Below are 19,955 nucleotides of genomic sequence, written 5' to 3' on the forward strand. Positions count from 1 at the left end.
TCTTCTATGACATCCCGGATTTTGACCTCTATATTCGTCATTCCTGTTTGTTGATTTTTATTTACTTCTTTGATTCTCTTCCTGATGATCCCGCTTTCTGCTTCGCCTGCAGCGTTTCCCGCCTGACTATCCAAATATCATCACCGGTAAAACCGCATTTTCGATAAAACAGCTCTGGGGAGCAGGGGCCATCCGCCCTGCCGCTGACTGTGGCGAAGCGTGCCCTGTCCTTCATGTTGGACAACAGCTGCATGACTAAACTTCTGCCGATCCCGCGGCCGCGCTTCCCGGGCAAAACCTGAATCCATTCCAGACTGATTTCCTGCATCTGCCGATCCAACGCCGCAATTCCGCAGGCCAGCGGTTTGCCGCTCTGGCGATCAAGAGCTACAACCCAACCCTCAGGGCTGAAACAGGCCTGCGCCTGTAATTGAAGCAGCTGCGCTTCGCTGACCCGCAGATCCGGATATGACGCATTGATGATTTCCGCGAATACGTTTACTTCTTTCCAAGCCGTCTGCAGCACAATTTCTGAATGAGAGTCTATGGACAAAGTATCGAGATGATGAAAAAGCCGGAAATAGCATTCAACCGCAGTGCTGACGTCTCCGATCCTTTTTCCAGCTTCTTTTTCGTGAATGACCTCAACACCTTCCGGCAGATTTCCAGCACAAAGTTTCCAATAGGGAAGCGCCGAAGCCCGGCATGGATTTTGAAGATATTCCTGCCTTGTCAACATCCTGCGTCCCTCCTTCTCGCTCTATGTTTTTATTGTAAAGGAGAGTCTAAGAATGGGCAAGTTTATTATTCTGATCCGCGCTCTGCTTGTTTTGATACATTGCCTGATCAGCCAATGTAAACCAGGTTTCCCAATCCTGAATTTCCGGTTTGTATTCTACGATGCCTACGCTGATCGACATGTGATAGTCTCGCGCCGCTTCGCTGAATTGAAGCTGCGCCATTTCCTGACGGAATGCCTGAATTACCTGCGCTGCCTGTTCTTGATTTAAACCGTTAAACGTAATCAGGAATTCGTCGCCGCCAACTCGGCAGGCCCAGCCGCCATGGCTCTCCGCACAGGTTTTCAATGCCTGCGACAGAGCTAAAATAACCCGGTCGCCCATCAAATGTCCGTACGTATCGTTGACCGCCTTGAACTGGTCAATATCTAGCAAGGCGATCGTCAGCGGCTTCTCTTCTTTCCACTCTGAAATATCCCGGTTCAGCTCATGTTCCATAAAACGCTTATTGTACAGTCCCGTATAGGAATCATGCGTCGAGAGTTCGTTCATTTTGTAAATAATGTCTGTCAACATGACGTTGTTTTTATGATCAGGATCGGTGAACAACAGATTATCTGTAACTTCACGGATCAATTCCAGCGCGTAATGATCACCCAGTTCAGTCAGCGGCACTGATTCAATCAGAAAAATCCGGTTATCCTGCGTCGTCTCCATTTTGATTATCGGCCGGTTTTCATCTACAGCCAAACGGGATACACAGTTGCGGCAGGCACAATTACGACTCCACACCTGAAAACAATGTTCGCCGTTCGCGACCAACTGTGACTTTCTCCATTCATGAACCTCATACGTATTCACGTCGACAATCCGGTAAAATTCAAATAACGGATGTGTCTGAATTTGTTTTTGTATAAACTGATCTGCTTTTTCCAAATCAAACATCGTATTTACTTCCTTTCCTTGAAACTTCCTGTGTTTCAGCATTCCACCCACAGTAAATCAATTTATTCATTTCAATCTCATCGTTTATGCGAATAACCTTTTCTGATCTTAAAATTCAGCTTTTAATCCTCAGTTATCAACAAGGTCAAAATATAATACCTCTTGGTTCTCATTATATCATTAAATTAATCGTGAAAGTTAAAAATTATCGCTTAATTTTCCTTTGCTTCGGAATAAGAAAAAGGATGAGCGTTTTGTCGCGCATCATCCTGATTTTCTATGTTTAGTTAGGTGAATAAATCTTGAATACTATTTCAGTTGATATATCTACCTCAGAACCAAATGCTACAGAAACATCTTCAAGAACACCATTTATTTTATCTGGATTATCAATTTCGCCCGAAATTTTAATAAAGGTCAAATTATAAAAACCAGCATTATTGAACGAAAATTTAATATTTTGTACTGTTTCATCATAACTGGCACCATTATAAATTGTTTTTGGCCCATCCGGAACCTTCGCCGTTGTAACCGGCTTCGGTCCTTTCGACAAAGTCAATGTAATTTCCGTTCCCGAAGAAACAACAGTACCGGCGCCAACCGACTGATCGACAACCTGTCCTGCAGGAACATCGCTGTAATCCGACTGATAAACCTGCTTAATCGTTACGCCGTCGACAGAACAGCTGTTTGTGGAACATGGCGCGGAACCGCCAACATAATTCTTAACCGTAATCCCTTTTCCTTTAGAAACCTTACAGGTTACCGTTTTACCCGAAATGGAACAGCCGAAGGTATTGCCGGAAGCAACGCTGTCGTTAAACTCGCTGGCACCTTCTGAGAAACTCCAGCCGGCCCCGGAATTATTGGCATTTTCAATAATCTTCCGGGCTTCCGCAACCGATTTATTTTCAAAGTCGCCGGCCACCGGACTGAACTGACCTAACGATACCTTGTACCAAACCGTAGATCCTGCGGCTTTCTTGCCGGTTTCATTTTCAAGAATCGTCCCGGCCGCCTTATCGGAATACGCCGTGGAACGGGTACCCAGACTTAAACCCAAGCCGCTGATATATTTCTTGAATTCATCTTCACTGACACCGGCTTTGTTTTCAACGGTGATTGATTTTCCCTTGGAAATCTGGAAGTTAACCGTTGTTCCCGGAGCCAGATAAGTTCCCCCGTCATATCCCTGGGAAACGATTGTTCCAACAGGCTCTGTGCTTTCTACTTCGCTGTACGTAAAGGTAAGATTGCCTTCCAGGTTATTGATCTTCTTTTTATAGCTTTCGGCATCTTCTTTCTTCTTGCCGACAAACGATTCCAGCTTGATCTTACCCAGCGAAATCTTGACTTTCACCGTGCTTCCCTGTTTCACGTCGCCCTTTTCCGGCGCGTTGGAAATGACATAGCCATATTCAATGGAGCCGCTGTACGCTTCGCTGAACTCACCGACAAGACCATTGTCATTCAGCCACTTCTTCGCTTCATCCTTGCTCATTTTCGCTAACGACTTCATCGTTACCGTTTTCCCTAACGACATCGTTACCGTGATCTTATCGCCGGTCTTGATCGTTTCCCCAGCCTTTGGATCCTGGGAAATCACTTTGTCTTTCGCAATCTTATCACTGGCTTCTTCCTTCCAGTTGATCGTCACTTTATTCGCTTTCGCCCAGTTTGTGATCTTCGCTTTGGTATAATCGCTGAAATCCGGGACGATGATCTGTTCACCCGTTCCGTCTTTTCCCTGGGAAATCGTAAACACCAGCATCGTACTGCGCTTGATTACGGTATCGGTCACATTGACCTTGATGAATTTTCCCTTCTCGATCTTTTCATCGACAGCGTATTCATACGTGACATCCAACAGTTTATTCGTTTCCACGAATTTCTCAATTTCTTCTTCGGTCATATCTTTGAAATCCGGCAGCGTTACTTCGACATCCGGATTCGGACCTTTCGAGAAGACAACCGTCAGAACGCTGTCTTTGTTCAGCTTCTGTTCTGAGGCAATACTCTGCGAAATCAGCTTGTCCTTATCAATGGTATCGCTGTATTCGTACTCGACTACCAACTGACTGTCACCCAGCTTATTCTCAGTCGCCCATTTTTTGATTTCTTCGACGGTCTTCCCTGAGAAATCTTCTACCTGAATCGCTTTGCCAGGCAGCGTCAACAAAACGACTACGGCTGCGATTGTCGCGATAGCTAATACACCGACGGCACTGAGCAGCGCAATCGTCTTTTTATTCGAAAAATCTATATTCATATTGCCCTCCTGTACTTTAACAAGTATATCATATTTCCAATCCCTAAAAAACGGCGTTTGTAGACTTTCTTTGGAAGTTACTGGTCTGAATTCTTACAAATTTTTGAAGCTATGAAAAGATTTTCGTGTTATGATAAAAATCATCACGAGGAGGAATGAATATGGAAACTGAACAGCTGATTCAGCCGGTGGCGGCTTCGCTCAACATTGAGCCAGCCCAGGTGCGAAATACATTAAAGCTTTTGGAAGAAGGCAACACAGTTCCTTTCATCGCGCGTTACCGCAAAGAAATGACAAAAGGATTGGATGAAGAACAAATTTTGTTCATTCAGCAGCAGGTCCAGTATTTAAGCAATCTGGAAAAGCGCAAAGAAGACGTACTGCGGATTATTGAAACTCAAGGCAAGCTGACCGAAGAACTGCGTCAGCAGGTTTTAGCCTGCACCAAGCTTTCGCAGGTTGACGATATTTACCGGCCATATCAACAAAAGCGCAAGACTCGCGCGACGGATGCTGCGGGCAAAGGGCTGACGCCGCTGGCAGATTGGATTGCTTCCTGCCCGCGTTCGGGCGATCCAACTCTTCAGGCGGAAAAATATCTGAACGATCAGGTCCCGACAGTGGAAGAAGCGCTACAGGGAGCGAAGGATATCCTGGCTGAGCGCATCAGCGACCAGGCAAAGCTGCGCTGGAAGATCAAGGAACAAATTGAAAAATACGGCTTTATTCTCTGTAAGGAAAAGAAAAAGCACGAAGATGAAAACAAAGTTTATAAGATGTATTACGATTACAAAGAAAAGATCAGCACGCTGGCAAATCATCGGGTTATGGCAATCGACCGGGCTGAAAAAGAAATTAGATAATAAAAAACAAGAGTTTTTTGCGTGAATTTGAAAAATCTCAAAATCTCAAAAAACATCAATACAAAAAGATTGAATCTCTTCAACTTTTTGTAATTTGAGATATAATATAGGTGGTTAGCTGGTGAACACAGTACCCGTCTTGCACATCCCATGGATTGTGCGAATTAGCTTGGTGATACAAGCTACCTTGGCAGCTTTCGACTTTAGTGGGGTTGATTGTTGCCTTTTCTTTTGATAGAAAGCGTTAATGGGATTCTCTTTCCTTGATCGTATACTACAGGTTACCGCTAAATATAAAATGCATCTTAATCGTTTATTCCCTTTTTTGGAAATCGATAAATGATAGCCTTCTATGTCCCCTGATTCTGCTCTGTTGGGATCATTCCCCACATAGGCCACCATTGCACCTCTGGTTTTGAATTTGCTTATATCGCCAAACTCTGCGATGATTCTTGATGCCAGATTGGGACCGATACCATCAATACTTAAAATAATAGAGTAGTAGGGCGTTGCTTTCGCAAGCTCTATAATTTTATCGAGCTTCGCCTCTGCCTCTTCCATCGTATCCTGGAGATGATGAATGTCATCGACCAACACCGCAACCCAAGCATCCTCTTTATCACAGCCCGGATACGTTTTGTTCGCAAACTCAATCACCTTCTCTGCCGTTTTCAAACAAACTTCAAAACTATGATCAGTGTGCTTATTCAGTTTTTTTGCCACTTTCTCTGGCTGCTTGTTCTTCAACCTATCGGGATGGGGATACATTTCCAGTAACTGCAGCGAGATTTGACTGTATCCGTCTTGAAAGAGCTTCATATAGCCTGGAAACACGATACTCAGGTGACTTTGAAAGGTGACTTTATACTTTCTTAAATGAACAAGACAGTCTTCATATACACGATTGGCAGTACGCAATTCATGATAGAGATCCGCTTCTTTTTCATTCTCTCGGAGCTCTTTAATATAATAGACTTCCGCGATGGATTCTGGGTCTTTTTTATCTGTTTTCTTATTATGTATTTCTGTTTTCCTTTGTTTCGCTGACTGTAACGGCGAGATGGAGTATTGTTTGATTTCGTTCTTTTCTAAAAATCTTTCTAATGGCTTCGTATACACGCCGGTTGCTTCATAGACCGCAACCACTTCTTCGTTTGTTTTCTTCTCCAGTTCTTCTATTTTTGATTTTAAGAAGTTAAAGCCTTCTACGGTGTGAGAAATCCGATGCACCTTTCCCATTTTAGTGCCTCTTTGTGTAAAACATTGGAAGTGACTGTTTCCGTTGGATACATCAATACTAACGATAGGCCCTTTCATTGACAAAACCTCCTTTCACAAATAAGAGAGAGAATACTTCCATATTCAATTCAACTTTGTTTCGTAAGAAATCCAGACGATTCCACTCTTGTGGCGGATGCCTTTTTAGATTTAAACAAGCTTATGAATTTGAATAGGAAGAATGGCATTTTCTTTTACGAACTAGATTGTTCCAAAAAGTGCCAAGCCATTTCTTCTCTATGAGCTTCTCAACTTAGGTTGGCCCACAAAAGAAAAGAAGCTAAGAATATTATATCCTAACTTCTGATACCCTTGATGAGATACTAAGATTAACTGAACATCACCTGTATGATTTCTTCTCAATTTCAATATTTTATACTCATCTAATTCTATTTCGAGTAGGATACTTTATTCCTACTTTTATAATACGAAAAAGTCATCACGGTAACCCTGGACTACAACCAGACGTTTCTGATCAATTACGCGATCCGCGGTGTGACGCATGACCGCCCAACCATCTGTCAGAGTCTGATTGAGGAAGCGGCGCAGGATGGGTTAAAGCGGCTGGCATTTCCTAGCGTTGAGCGTGAAGTCCGCGGGGAACTGAGCGAAAAAGCGCAGGCGCAGTCGATTGAGATTTTCTCAATGAACGTTGAACGTCTGCTTCTGCAGCCGCCGCTGGAAGGCAAAATGATCCTCGGCGTCGATCCGGCGTTTAGGACCGGCTGCAAGCTGGCTGTCATTGATTCCACGGGTAAGATGCTGAAAATCGACGTTTTCTATCCGCATCCGCCGGTAAACAAAAAAACCGAAGCCAAAGCCAAACTTCTGTCGATTTTGAAAGAATATCCAATCGAAGTCATCGCGATCGGCAACGGTACAGCCAGCCGTGAAACTGAAAGCTTCATTGCCGAGATCATTCAAAAAGAAAACCTGAACGTCGATTACACACTGGTTTCCGAGGCTGGCGCTTCGGTATATTCCGCCAGCGAATTAGCGCGGAAGGAATTTCCGGATCTGCACGTCGAGCAGCGCTCCGCCGTTTCGATCGCAAGACGAATTCTGGACCCGTTGTCTGAACTGATTAAAATTGATCCGAAAAGTATCGGTGTAGGTCAGTATCAGCACGATCTGCCCGCAAAGGCTTTAAATGAGCGGCTTGATTTTGCGATTTTAAAAAGCGTCAACCGCGTCGGCGTCGACGTCAATACGGCTTCCAGCGAGCTTTTATGTCATGTTTCAGGTCTGACAAAAGCCTCCGCCAACGCGATCGTCGCCTACCGCAACGAACACGGCCGCTTTGAAAACCGGCGGCAGTTATTGGAAGTGCCGAAGCTGGGCGCGAAGTCTTTCCAGCAGGCGGCGGGCTTTCTGCGGATTCACGATGGAGAGGAACCGCTGGATCAAACGCCGATCCATCCGGAAAGCTACCAGGCCGCTCACCGCTTATGCCAACTGTTAGGCATCAGCCAGTTCGGCAGCGATGAATGCCGCGAAAAACTGAGCCAGTTAAATCTGGAAAAAACCGCCGAACAGCTGGACACGGACGTGTATACGCTTCAAGACATGATTGAAGCGATCTCCCAGCCGCTGCGCGATTACCGTGAACAATTCGACGGACCGATGCTGCGGCATGACGTCCTCACGCTGGAAGATCTGCATCCGGGCGATGAGTTGGAAGGCGTCGTCCGCAACGTCGTTGATTTCGGCGCTTTCGTTGATATCGGTCTGCATGAGGATGGTCTGGTCCATGTTTCCAAGATGGTACAGGGCCGGATCTCCCACCCCAGCGAAGTCGTATCCATTGGCGACATCCTCAAGGTCTGGGTTTACGGGATCGACGCAGAACGTCACCGGGTTCAGCTGACCATGATTGATCCGCATCATTAATCAATAGAACTGTCTTGACGGGTTCCCAATTCAGAAACAAGTCCAGGACAGTTCTTTTATGTTTAAAAAGATGAAATTAAATTAAAGCTACAATTTTCATTCCCGACGACTTTAACTTGACGCGGTTAACAATCCCAGATAAGATATATACAGACCAACCGTCGGTTTATAAGGAGAAGCTATGGCAAGAAATAAACATCCGGAACAAACGTTAGAAAAAATCATCGTTACCGCGGCCAGACTTTTTGTTGAAAAGGGCTATGAACAAACCAGCGTTCAAGACATTCTTGACGCGACCGGATTATCCAAGGGCGGACTTTATCATCATTTCAAATCCAAAGAACAGATCCTGAACGCGGTGATGCAGCGGCGAATTCAATACGTGAACAAGCGGTTTCAGGAACTGATCCGTGATACGCCGGGTAAAAACGCCAAAGAAAAACTGAAGAAGATCCTGGGACAACTGGCGGCGGATGCCGAAACACATGCGCTGGATCAGGCTTTAGCATCCCAGCTCGATCCGCATTTTGTCGTCAATGGAATTCAGACCTGCGTTCAACAAGATGCGCCGATCGTTGCCGGACTCATCCGGGAAGGCAACGATGATGGTTCGCTGCACGTCCAGCAGCCTGAGCTTTGTGCAGAAGTCTTCTTAATGCTGCTGAACTACTGGGCCAATCCCGTTTTATTTCATCGAAACAGCGAAGAAACTGAAATCCGGCTGCGCTATCTGCAATCGGTGATGATTCAGCTAGGCTTAGATTTAATTGATGATTCGCTTATCGCTGATTTGATCCAAGCCTATGTCCAGTAATCTGACTTCCCTGTGAAATTCGATCCAAGTAGCTTATAAACAGGCTGTAAAATGGCAGCCTGTTTCTTAGCAAGAATAAAGACCGACGGTCGGTTTTATACTTTGAAATCACTCTTCTCCGCTTCCATCTAAACCACGATCGTCCATTTAAAAAACAAAAAATCAGGAGGTATTTATGAATCAAGAAAAATCACCGAACACAGTCAGAAATTCCATCCCCTCGCCGACCGATCTGACTCAGACCGCCATGGAGCGAACACAAAAAGCGACGGCTAAAACATCCGTAATAACCCAATCCTTGATCGAGAAATCAAAGGCGCTGCGCACCCCTTCTCCGGCAGCGGATAAAATCGGAACGATGATCGGCGGTATTGCCAGCGTAGTTTTTCTTTTCGGCGGTGCAAGCCAGCTGATTCTGGGTTATACCTTAACGGGTATCGGCACAGCAGCCTTTGGCGCTGTCGCCTTGTTGTCCAACCGTTACCATTACCAGAAAATCAAAAAACGGGAATAAACAGACGGTCATTTTTTCTCTAAGACAATAATCAACCTGGAAAGACGTGCGATATCGCTATCATCCGACTTCATAAAATGAAAATGCAGAATCAGATTTTACTCTGTTTCTGCATTTTTTTATTTATTCAGCAGGTGTTTCGTCTTCGTTGTTTTCCCCGTCCGGTGTAGCGCTCGGGGTTGGAACAACCAGCGAACTTGGCCTCGGAGCTTCAACCGGCTGATCTTCAACCGGCAGCTCTGACGCCTGTACGGCATTCGCTGGCGGTGTATCGCCTTTATCGTCACCGCCGTCAGTGTTCGGTCCATTCTGTGTGATGCTCAGCACCATCCGATAGCGAACCCGAGAAATAAACAGAGCATAACTGCGATCGTCCACAGTAACCGTTTCAATCGCTCGTGAGTAAATGTCCGTCATTTCATAAATATCCCGATATCCTTCCGCACTGATATCCAAATACAGCCGGTAATTTCCTTCCGGCAGCTGACTTAAATCCGCAGCGCTGGTAAAGCAGGCATTCTTCATACTGAATTTCGATCCCAGCATCTCCGCATAGTCAACCGAGCAAGCCTGATTTTGCGCTTCCAACGGATAAGACACGCCATTTTCATCGACGGCGATCAAGGCATGAGAAGCTTGTGATTCTGCTTTGAACTGTGCGTTGTAAATCCAGGCCATACCGTTGAGATTCAGACGGCCGCCTTCCAGCGAAAGCTTCGTGTAATCAAACGCCGAATTGCGCTTTGTCGGTTTGTTAATCAGCGAATAATCCAGATCTGATTTTTCAATGTTGATCTCATACCGGTAGTTATACAGCTGATTTTGGACAATCTGCACGTGGTAATCCCCCAACGTCTTCATTTCCGGCAGAAAATTGGAATCAAAACTGGTCAGATTCGCGTACATCTTCACTTCGCCGTTGCGGATCTGAATTTTAACCGAATAGCTGCCCGGCGTCAGCGCCGCCAGATCGACGGAAGCGCTGAAATTAATCTTGCTGTAAGTAAATCCGTCGTACAAGTTGATCGGATTTGGCGCCAGCAACGTGACCGCTTCAATCGTTGTAACTTCACCGGTTTCCAGATTCGTCAGAAGTAATTGATGCGAAACCTCGGAATCCTCCTTGAAATCATAACCATTGATAAACGCTGTCCCTTCGATAAGCAGTGTATGCTCATCCGCATATTCAAATTTGGACAGTGCCTGGCGTACAGTGCTCTTGAGATGATCGCCGGACTCGCCGCCCTCTTCACTGCCGCTCAACATGACTGACATGAACAGGACATTGTCCTTTACGCTGAAGCTGAAAGTCTTATTGCCCACTTTCTTTGTCTCCGGCAACGTCTCCAACGCGCCGATATAGAAGCTGTTGTTGTAATCGCTCAGCTCGCTGTATTCCGTTTGGATTTCAAAGAAGTAACTGCCTTCCGCCAGGGTCGTGAAGTCCAGTGCCTCCGTTTTAAAGCTGACCTGTTCCTTCTCAGCGACGGTACTTGTCAATTCAAATTCTTTCGTATCATAATACTGGTTATAAACAACCAGCTTCTGCGTCACTTTATTGGAATCTGTAACATAAATTCCCGGACGGTAGGCCTGTCCGTTCAAGGCAATCAGATTGTCCTTCCACGCCATCGCAGCTACTTTTTGCACCACATCCCCGGTCGGCACTTTACCGATCTGACTGTTGTCAAAGATTCCGGCGGACAGCTTGGAAATCTTTGAACTTTGCAGATAACCGACGCTGTTCTGCCAGTTATAAGCTTCGTAACCATTGCCCTTATGCGGCACTAACGCTCCATCCGAGCGGACGCCGTTGGTTGTCGGAAAACCCGTCCAGCCATTGCTTTCCGACTGCAGAATCACGGTGAAGTCATTCTGATAGGTTGCGCCATAGCGCGTTGTATACAGCGTCTGTGAATTTGCGTCGGCATAACGCTTAACCGCGGCGTCATATTGGTTGATAACGCCTAACGAATAGGTGCCGTAATCCGTCAGCGAACCATCGTTGCCGGAAACATATTTATCGACCTGATAAGCCAGTGCCGAAATTTTTAATCCCCAATATGGGTCAGACGCGTATTTGACGTTAAACCCGCTGCCCTTGTTGCCCAGATGAGAACCGAAGAATCGGGCGTCGTTAATATCCAGATACCCGCGCAGATTCACCGCCATGTGCTGCGTGACCGCAGATTCGATATTGTCATATTTATCAGCGCTGCCGCTTGGATTGGAATCCACAGCATTCCAGCCGAACAGATTGTTTTTATTGATCGCAATGGAAGAACGGCCCCAGCCGGATTCCAAAAGCCCCATACAGAAGGCCAAAAGCGCGTTGACACCGTAGGTTTCCTGCGCGTTGACAAAGAACCAGCCGGAATTCACCATCTTGGATTGATTGCTCTGAAGATGGTCATAATCATAAGCCACTTCGTTATAACCGCGGCTGTTCAGGAAGCCGTTGAGCTGATCGCCGTTGAATTTCGTACGGCTGCGCAGCGGCAGAAATTCGTAGTAGTTATAATACTTCGCCGGACTGCCTTCAACCATCACCGGATTCTGGAAATACCGATCCGTATACAAAGCATGCATATCATTCGTGTAATAAACTGCGCCGACGTTCATCCAGCTTTCAGCCGGTCCGATTGTCTGTGAATAATCCTGCGGCGTATCCGACTTGGCCCAATACGACCAGCAGTGATAGATCAGTTCTTTATAATTCCCGTTTTGTACGACCTCATAATAGCTTTGCCGCGGCCGCACCCAGAACGGCGATTCCCACGGACTGCCGTCGTTGTTGCCGCCTAACAAAATCCGCATGTTGTTAGTCAGGAATTTCGTCGGAATCAGATCGACCTGATCCAGATTGGTATACCCGTCAAAGCCAGTCAGATTCACGGCGATCCGGCCGGAACCATTGCCCGTATTGTAAGAATAAGTTCCTTTATAGATCATTTCACGGTGGCTGGTAACGTATGTCGTCTTTTCATTCGTTGTCGTCGACAGATACTGCGTAATATCCATCGTGGCGTAGGCCCGCCGCGAACTGCCGTCGGCATACCCGCGCCGGTAAGAATAGCTGGCCGCTACGCCTGAGGTCATCGCAATAATCTTTGTCGGTGATTTGCTGGAATTATGACGAACGACGGCGTCGTTGCCGTGCGCGTACATTTCATTTTTAGCCTGCGTAAAGTCATTATAGCAGCCAATCGTGCTGAAACCGCCGTTATCCGTAACATAAGCGACCTCGAAATTACCGCAGCCCATCGGATAAGTTTCATCTGCTTTCACATCCATTTTTCCATTAGCCGAGGGATAACCCTGAACCAACGTGACGGCCATTGCCAAAGCCAAAGCCATTTTCCAGATTTGTTTCATCGTCTTCCCCCTTTGTTATAAACTGACGGTAATTTCAATCCAGTTTTCCTGTCCCCTGATCTTCAGCTTCAGCTTGCCTTGATAAGTGATCGGTTCCTTCTCCGGATTATACGTAATGAAGAATAAAACGCCGCTGTCTTTTTCCTTGATCGTTTTACCCAGGATGTTATCATATTTTTCTGAATGGAAATTCGAGGAAAGCGCCTGGAATGTATTCCCGCTGCCCTCGACCTGATAAACCGCATCTTCAACGACCAGTTCGTCGCCCCAAAGGCTGACCGCGTCCAGGCGGAACACATAGACTTCAGCCGTTGACGGCAGACCCGCGGTCTCCACACTGCCATCGTCGAAGGTCCGATACATTTCCTCGCTGGCGATCTGGAAAGCGACGCCGACCAGCATCTGATATGTCTTGCCATCGGTGATCACGTCCTCCGCGACGTACCCCAGCATCTCGCGGGTGCCCGTCGCTTCCTTCAGATTTAGCTGGATCGGCGCGTTATCGCCGAAATCCACGTTAATCGCCGCCGACTGCGCCGTTTTATCCTTAATCGGCACAAAGATATTGGCAACGTAGCTGTTTTCCCTGGACACCAATTCAAACCAGACATTCTGCTTGCCGATATATAAACCATTCTTATCCAGCTGATCGAGATAGCTGTCGATTTCATTCAGCTTGACGCCTTCGGACGTTGCGAAATGCTCAAGCGAAATATTAATCGGTTCTTCCGCCTTCACCCGGATCTTCGCGATCGCAAACTGGAAGTCCAGTTCATCGAAGCGATAGACCGTCGCGTTGACCAGATCGACCTCGACGGCGTCCAGTCCCTGCGTTTCCTGCGGTTTTTCCTGACCGCCTTGCTCGACCATCACCGGCTTTTCCGTTTCTTCAGGCAGCTGCGATCCGGAACGATCTTTCACAATCATTCCGAAGTAAATTGCCGCTGCGGCAAAGAGAATCAAGACGACAGCCAGGCCGCCGGCCAGCAGCATCGTCGTTTTATTCTTTGTTTTTCTCATAAGTAACATTACCCCAGTCTAAAGGTATTCTACCATAAACCGGGGCGCGTTAAAACCTGTTTTTCCTTACCAATATTAACCTTTCATCAAATCGACAAATAAATGCCGGCATAAGAAGATCACCATCAGGATCGTCAGATAATCGGCGCAGGGCTGAGCCATGAAAATACCCAGTTTGCCCAACAGCGTTGGCAGAATCCAAATGATCGGAATATAAAACAAACCCTGGCGGGCGATCGACAGAAAGAACGCAGAACGCTTCTCTCCCAGCGCCTGCAGCAGCACCGCCGCGATATTATAAGCTCCGACCACCGGCATCGAAACCGCATAGCCATAAAGCATCATCCGGCCCATTTCGATGACCGCCGCCTCGCGGGAGAAGATCTGCACGATCTGCGGCGCCAGCGTGATATAGAAGACCGCCGCAAAACAGCCGTATACCGTTACCCACGTCAAGGCGCTTTTCAGCGCCTGCTTCAGCCGCGGCCGGTTGCCGGCGCCGTAATTATACGCCGCAAACGGCTGGAACCCCTGCGCAAAGCCGATGATCGCGAACATGACTAAATTCAGACATTTCTTGGCGATGCCGATCCCTGCCAGAAAATCGGTTCCATACACGCTGGCCTGCATTGCCAGACAGCTGTAAGTGACGCTCGGCAGCGCCTGCCGGGCAAACACTGCCACCCCCAGGCTCAGAATCTCCTGCACCGCCGTCTTATCCAGCATCCATACCCGCGGATTCCAGCGCACAGCCTCCGCTTTAAACAACAACCTCCCCATCAACATGACCAACGACAGACACTGGGCCGCAGCCGTCGCCCACGCCGCGCCGGCGATCCCTAAATTTAAGCCCCAGTCGAACATGAAAATCGGATCAAGGATCAGATTCGCCACCACCCCGGCAAAGATCGCGGCCATGGGAAAATTCACGTCGCCCTCCGCTCTTAACAGCTGGACAATCGTCAGCTTGATGATCTGCGAAAACGCAAAGACCAGTAAAATCGTCACATACTGAGCCGCATACATCGTGACATCACCTTCCGCCCCGAACATGCCCAACAACGGACCTAGGAAAGTAATAAACAAAATGGGCAGCACGATGGAGATCAAAACGACCAGCGTCATCGTCGTCTGAACAATCCGGCTGACCTGATCCCGATGGCCCGCCCCCAGCTGCCGCGAAATATAGCTGCCGGCGCTGACGCCGATCGACTCGCCGAACGCGTGCGTCAGCATCATGATCGGCATCGCGACCGTTGTCGCCGCAATCATCGCCGTGTTGTGCAGCTGACCGATGAAAAACGTATCCGCGATATTATAGATTGTTGTGACCATCGAGGCCAGGATGGAAGGAACCGCCAGGCGGATTAAAGCCTGCTTTACCGGCATGGAATCGAGAATCAGCGACCTGTCGGCATTTTTATTCATCGTCATAATATCATCACCGAATCAATTATCATGCAATCACTTCAGAAAGTCAAACTTTGTCGAAACTTCCAGGACAAACTTTTGAATACTAATTTACTCCAATAAACTATTGTGATAAGATATTCACAGATAAATTATTTTACTATGGTAAATATTTTATCTGATTAAATTATTATGAGGAAGGAGAACTTATGAGTTACAAAAAAGGAATTTCCCGTCGTGATTTCATTAAAGGCGCCGCTGCCAGTGCGTTTGGCGTCGCCGCCGCAGGTCTGTTAGCCGGCTGCAGCACGGAACCCACGACCCCTACCGCATCCCCGGACGCCTCGGCCACACCGTCCACGCCAACCGGTCGGATCACCGGTTATTCAGGCCCGGGCGACTGGCTCGGCGAAGCTCCGGTCATCAGCGATTATGCTAAGGAAGTCAATGTCGACGTCGTCGTTGTCGGCGGCGGTCACGCCGGCGTACAGGCGGCCTTAGCTGCTGCGGAAGCGGGATTGAAAGTCGCAGTCTTAGAGCGGATGGAGGAAGACCTGTTTACCTGGTATGGCGAAGATATCGGCGCGTTCAACTCCAAGCTCCAGCAGGAGATCGGCTTCGGCACCTATGATCTGGGCGAAGTCGTCAACGAATTCGTCACCCGTTCCGGCGGCCGCTGCTTCCCGGCGATCGTCAAGTCTTACGTCCACAATTCCGGCCCAACCCTCGATCACATGCTGGAAGTCGCCAAGGAAATGGGCGTTGATCCCAAGGCCTACACGTATGACAATACGCCAGAGGGCTGGCTGATCATGCAGGCGAACATGGATTATGAGAAAATTCAGGCCGGCAACGACATGTACGACTGCCTGCGCTACGATTACCCGATGACCCCGGGCACCAAAACCTGGGCGGCCACAGCGCAGTTTATGGGGCAGTACAACGACCAGCCGATCCAGGGCGTCGCGGCAAACTCGGTGCTGCCGCTGATCAACCAGGCCTGCATCGACAAGGCAAAGCAGCTGGGGGCTGAGTGGTACTACGGTACGGAAGCCATCGTCCTGCTTCAAAACGAGGCGAAAGACATCATCGGCGTCGCGGGCAAAGCGAGCGACGGCAGCTATATTAAATTCAATACGACCAAAGGCGCGATCCTGTGCGGCGGCGATTATGCCGGCAACGCGGATATGTGCTGGGCCTTATTGAACGAATACATGGAACGCTTTGAGCGGGCCGGCGGCGAACAGCCGGACTTCTTCTCCTTCATGGGCGGACGCAAGGGTGAAGCGGTCAAGATGGGCTGCTGGGCCGGCGGCATGATCGAACCGGCGCCGCGCGGAAGCATGCTTTTAGGCGGCGGTCCGAGCGGTCCTTGGGGCTGCAACGCGATGCTGTGGCTCAACAGCGAGGGCGAGCGCTTTACCAATGAAGGCAACCTCTCCGCGGCGCAAACCGCCTGCGCCCGTCAGCCGGAGGGCACCTTGTGCTTAGTTACCGATAAGAAATGGCTGAAATCGGTCTGTGCTTCGGGGCTGGAGCACGGCGGACCGAACGCCGGCCGGCCGCAGTATTACATTGATCTGATCAACGATATGGATGCGTTGGTCAGCGGACCGGAAGGCGGCACCATCCGCGGCTGCACCGTCGCTGAACGTATGGAATCAACCGTCATCAAGGCGGACACGCTGGAGGAGCTGGCGGACTACTTGGGCTATGCCGGGGCGGCGAAAGAAACCTTCCTGGCCTCGATCGAAGCCTATAACCAGCTTTGTTACGCGGGCAAGGACACCGATTACGGCAAAGACGCCTCCTGCATGATTCCAGTCGACGAAGCCCCGTTCTACGCGGTCAAGAGCGAGAAGAACGACAAGCCGACGCCGATGATGGTCACGATGTCCGGTCTGGTCACCGACAAACGCCAGAACGTGCTGGACATGAGCGGCAAGAAGATCAAAGGGCTGTATGCCGCGGGCAACTGCCTGGGCGGACGCTACGGCTTAGGCTACTCCACGCCATGCGCAGGCAACTCGATTGGCATGGCGGTGACGCATGGCCGGCTGGCAGGTCAGTTCATCAGCGAGGAATAAAATCTGGACGACGGAACAACGTGAACGGTTCCGGCGTCTTTTTATACAGAAAAAAGCCGGAAGCTGTGAAACGGGAATCCCGCCGCAGCCGCTGGCTTTTGTATTTTCTCCTGATTTATCTTCTCCTGTTCAATTTTCTCCTGTTGAATTTTCTCCTGTTTTAAAATTTTTTTAATTGTCCGTATCCTTGGCAGCCGCTTTGGCTTTGATCATCAGAAGATCTTCATCACATTCCCGCGGCGTCCATTCGATTTCAATATCGCAAGGCACGCCCGCCGGCTGATCTCTTGTCCACGCTTGGCGGCGGCTGATCGGATAATCCAGCTGAAACAAATCGTCAAATACGACGGAGATCAGATTGCAGGTTTGATAACGGCCGCTGCTTTGTCTTCCGACGAGAGTGCAGCGTGATGAACGGGAGGCCAGATCGGCCAGCTCTTCCGCGACCCCGGCGGTAAACAGATCGGTGATCAGCACCGTTCTGCGCTCCGGCTTAACCGGCTGAATCAGCGCGTCTTCCTCTGCGCCCCAATCAGCTTCTGTTTCCAGAACCCAGCCCAGATCCGCTTTCGCTTCCAGTTCTTCGATCATTTCGGATGCGATGGGAGCCAGATCCGGGTCCGTCATCATCGTCTTCAGCTGATCAATCCGGCGATGGCAATTTTTCCCGGTATAATGGGTCAGAAGTCCCTGCCCTTCCATGACCTCGCACACCGGTACCGGTTGATCCAAAATATACGGCAGCAGGCAGAACATCGACGATTCCCACCCTTCCTCACAGCGCCTGAGATCCAGAATGATCGAATCCGCCTTCGTCAGCAGCTCTCTGTTTTCTTCCACCAGTCGTTCCAGGGTTTCGTCGATCCGCTCGATTTTAAGCACCGCACTCCCCTCTTCAACGACTATCGTATTTGTTTTCAGCACTTCTGTCCTGGCAAAACGACGCAGCGGCATAACCCAGGTCTGTCCGTTCCGGCGCACCGTAATCTGATCGGCCATTTTCAAAAACCCCGTCCAGATCTGACGGTCATTCTGATCAGAATAGAACACCCGCTTTTTCAATGTTTCCGTATAAAAACACAGCGGCTGGCCGTTGATCGCGATAATCTCGTCCTTTGGCTGCAGCTGATCTTCCTGATGCACCTCGCTGACCATTAGTACCTCGCCTTTGCGTCGGGTGAAAAAGCCGTTGGTAAAGGGTTGGTAATCCGGGCCGGGATGCCGCAAAAAACGCAGGTTGCGGTCGCCGGTTTCCGCAAGATATTGATTGACCTGACGGAAAAACAAATCCGCATCCAATTCTTTTTTCATAAACGCCGTCCCGATGGTATGGACGTAAGGACGTGGATCGTGGTGATCCCGGCACATCGCAAAGCCGGCGTAATCTTCTTTGATCGTGTGGACAATTTCCTGAAACAACTGATCGTATCGGGGCATAAAACTCCTCCTTTGCCACTGGTATCATTGTACCATAGTCCTCATTTGGCAACAAGGTTTACTATGGTAAATTATTCATCTCGACACCGCCTTGTTTTTCTCTCCCCTTGTTTTTCTCTCCCCTTGTTTCTTTCCTCTTTGGATTTAAAAAAGCTTGCAAATCTGTTTCTTCATAAAATGAAAACGGTCAAAAAGACCGCCTTCTATGGAAAAAATGCCGATAACCTCCGTTTTTCAGTTCAAAATGTTCTGAGAAATTCTGAACTCGTCAACCTTTACCGCAAGCTTGATCTGACCATTTTTTCCGCTTATCCCTATTGCGCCGGGCCAGCTCATTTCAATTCCCTGCCCTTTTCCAGAATGATGGTATCAACACTTAACGTCGGTATTGATGAAAAAGCATTGCAGCAGCTCTTGCTTCAGCTGTTGAATCGCCTTATTTTTGCGCTGCCTGGGATGAATTAAAAGATTGATCTGACAGGTCGTCTTCTGATCCAGCACGGGAATCACCTTGTATTCTCCAATGGACTCCGTCGGATAACACAGATTGTTGGAAATCCCGATCGCCTTCCTGTCCTGATAACCGAACAGCGTCGCGGTTAAATTTACGGTATTCAACACAATTCTCGGCTTAAAGCCGCAGCTTTGACAGGCCTGCATCAAAATATCATAATTTCGGAAGTAACGGTTTACGGTGATGATCTTTTGATCCGCTAAATCCTGAATCCGCAGGCTTTTTCTATTTGAGAGAACGTTTTCCGGATGCACCAGGGCCGCCAGTGTTCCCTGATGCAGCACCGTGCAGTCGAAACGCACGTCATCCACCGGCCCGAACGTGATTGCGATATCCAGTTCTCCGCTTTCAATCTTTTCCTCACAATAGGAATCCCAGGCGTCGATCATGACGACGTTGCCATGCTTTCTCAGAAACTGATCGAGCTGGCTGCGAAAATTGACGAACGGCGTGTCGACGCCCATCGCCACACCGATGTGATAAAACTGATGGCGGCGGCGCTGGATCTGGTTTAAGGAAAGCTGGAGCGTCTCCCATTCGCTGACGATCCGCTTTGCGGCAGGATACAGTTCGTCGCCATATTCCGTCAGTTTGTAACCACTCCCCAGCTTTTCAAACAAGGGACAATCCAGCTCCGTTTCCAGGTTCTTGATCGACTTCGACAGACCTTGATAGGAGATATACAATTCATTGGCCGCTCTGGATAAGCTTCCTTGATCCGCGACCTTAATAAAATATTTCAGCTCATTAATATTCATGATTTCATTGTAACAAGAAAACGGCGCGAAAGCAAAGCGCC

Annotated in this window: 13 protein-coding genes and 2 pseudogenes; 6 read left to right on the forward strand and 9 right to left on the reverse strand. The window is 48.5% G+C overall.

Annotated features, from left to right (window positions below; translation table 11 throughout):
- Positions 1–61 precede the first annotated feature (61 nt).
- From BQ7364_RS03895 to BQ7364_RS03905, 3 genes are all read right to left on the reverse strand, one after another.
- Entirely contained in the window at positions 62–739 is a 678-nt protein-coding gene (locus BQ7364_RS03895) for a GNAT family N-acetyltransferase (protein ID WP_072683504.1), read from the reverse strand.
- Between the two features lie 46 nt (positions 740–785).
- Positions 786–1,685: a GGDEF domain-containing protein gene (locus BQ7364_RS18565; RefSeq protein ID WP_072683505.1), complete on the reverse strand. Its 900-nt coding sequence runs from the start codon at positions 1,683–1,685 to the stop codon at positions 786–788.
- Positions 1,686–1,968: 283 nt separating this feature from the next.
- A complete protein-coding gene (locus tag BQ7364_RS03905) occupies positions 1,969–3,954 on the reverse strand; it encodes a PASTA domain-containing protein (RefSeq protein WP_072683506.1) in 1,986 nt (661 codons plus the stop codon).
- A gap of 155 nt (positions 3,955–4,109) precedes the next feature.
- Here BQ7364_RS03905 and BQ7364_RS03910 point away from each other — a divergent pair.
- Positions 4,110–4,808 (forward strand): annotated as a pseudogene (locus BQ7364_RS03910) (Tex-like N-terminal domain-containing protein); the annotation flags it as partial.
- A 123-nt stretch (positions 4,809–4,931) separates the two neighbouring features.
- Here the strand turns inward: BQ7364_RS03910 and BQ7364_RS03915 are convergent.
- Complete coding sequence (locus BQ7364_RS03915) at positions 4,932–6,134, reverse strand: IS110 family RNA-guided transposase (RefSeq protein ID WP_072683000.1); 1,203 nt, start codon at positions 6,132–6,134, stop codon at positions 4,932–4,934.
- Positions 6,135–6,524: 390 nt separating this feature from the next.
- On the opposite strand from BQ7364_RS03915, the pseudogene BQ7364_RS03920 reads away from it, so the two are divergent.
- From BQ7364_RS03920 to BQ7364_RS03930, 3 genes and pseudogenes are all read left to right on the forward strand, one after another.
- Positions 6,525–7,985, forward strand: a pseudogene (locus BQ7364_RS03920) (helix-hairpin-helix domain-containing protein); the annotation flags it as partial.
- 181 nt (positions 7,986–8,166) lie between these two features.
- A complete protein-coding gene (locus BQ7364_RS03925; protein ID WP_072683508.1) occupies positions 8,167–8,799 on the forward strand; it encodes a TetR/AcrR family transcriptional regulator in 633 nt (210 codons plus the stop codon).
- A gap of 175 nt (positions 8,800–8,974) precedes the next feature.
- A complete protein-coding gene (locus BQ7364_RS03930; RefSeq protein ID WP_072683509.1) occupies positions 8,975–9,313 on the forward strand; it encodes a hypothetical protein in 339 nt (112 codons plus the stop codon).
- A 123-nt stretch (positions 9,314–9,436) separates the two neighbouring features.
- Here the strand turns inward: BQ7364_RS03930 and BQ7364_RS03935 are convergent, their stop codons facing one another.
- The 3 genes from BQ7364_RS03935 to BQ7364_RS03945 form a co-directional block, all read right to left on the reverse strand.
- Positions 9,437–12,688 carry a glucosaminidase domain-containing protein gene (locus BQ7364_RS03935; protein WP_072683510.1) on the reverse strand — a complete coding sequence of 1,084 codons (3,252 nt, stop codon included), beginning with the start codon at positions 12,686–12,688 and terminating at the stop codon, positions 9,437–9,439.
- Positions 12,689–12,703: 15 nt separating this feature from the next.
- Complete coding sequence (locus BQ7364_RS03940) at positions 12,704–13,708, reverse strand: hypothetical protein (RefSeq protein ID WP_072683511.1); 1,005 nt, start codon at positions 13,706–13,708, stop codon at positions 12,704–12,706.
- Between the two features lie 75 nt (positions 13,709–13,783).
- The gene (locus BQ7364_RS03945; protein WP_072683512.1) at positions 13,784–15,142 is read right to left on the reverse strand and encodes an MATE family efflux transporter; all 1,359 of its coding nucleotides are present in this window, start codon (positions 15,140–15,142) and stop codon (positions 13,784–13,786) included.
- 185 nt (positions 15,143–15,327) lie between these two features.
- On the opposite strand from BQ7364_RS03945, the gene BQ7364_RS03950 reads away from it, so the two are divergent.
- Together BQ7364_RS03950 and BQ7364_RS17665 are read left to right on the forward strand one after the other, a co-directional pair.
- The gene (locus BQ7364_RS03950; protein WP_072683513.1) at positions 15,328–17,205 is read left to right on the forward strand and encodes an FAD-binding protein; all 1,878 of its coding nucleotides are present in this window, start codon (positions 15,328–15,330) and stop codon (positions 17,203–17,205) included.
- Positions 17,168–17,380 (forward strand): hypothetical protein, encoded by a 213-nt coding sequence (locus tag BQ7364_RS17665; RefSeq protein WP_139248552.1) that lies wholly within the window; start codon positions 17,168–17,170, stop codon positions 17,378–17,380. Before BQ7364_RS03950 ends, BQ7364_RS17665 begins: the two co-directional genes overlap by 38 nt.
- On the opposite strand, the gene BQ7364_RS03955 is transcribed toward BQ7364_RS17665, so the two are convergent.
- Both BQ7364_RS03955 and BQ7364_RS03960 read right to left on the reverse strand, forming a co-directional pair.
- Positions 17,377–18,642: a S41 family peptidase gene (locus BQ7364_RS03955; RefSeq protein ID WP_072683514.1), complete on the reverse strand. Its 1,266-nt coding sequence runs from the start codon at positions 18,640–18,642 to the stop codon at positions 17,377–17,379. The two genes, BQ7364_RS17665 and BQ7364_RS03955, sit on opposite strands and share 4 nt — an antisense overlap.
- A gap of 369 nt (positions 18,643–19,011) precedes the next feature.
- Positions 19,012–19,914 carry a LysR family transcriptional regulator gene (locus BQ7364_RS03960; RefSeq protein ID WP_072683515.1) on the reverse strand — a complete coding sequence of 301 codons (903 nt, stop codon included), beginning with the start codon at positions 19,912–19,914 and terminating at the stop codon, positions 19,012–19,014.
- Between the last annotated feature and the right edge of the window lie 41 nt (positions 19,915–19,955).

The organism is Holdemania sp. Marseille-P2844, assembly GCF_900120005.1.
Classification (GTDB): Bacteria; Bacillota_I; Bacilli_A; order Erysipelotrichales; family Erysipelotrichaceae; genus Holdemania.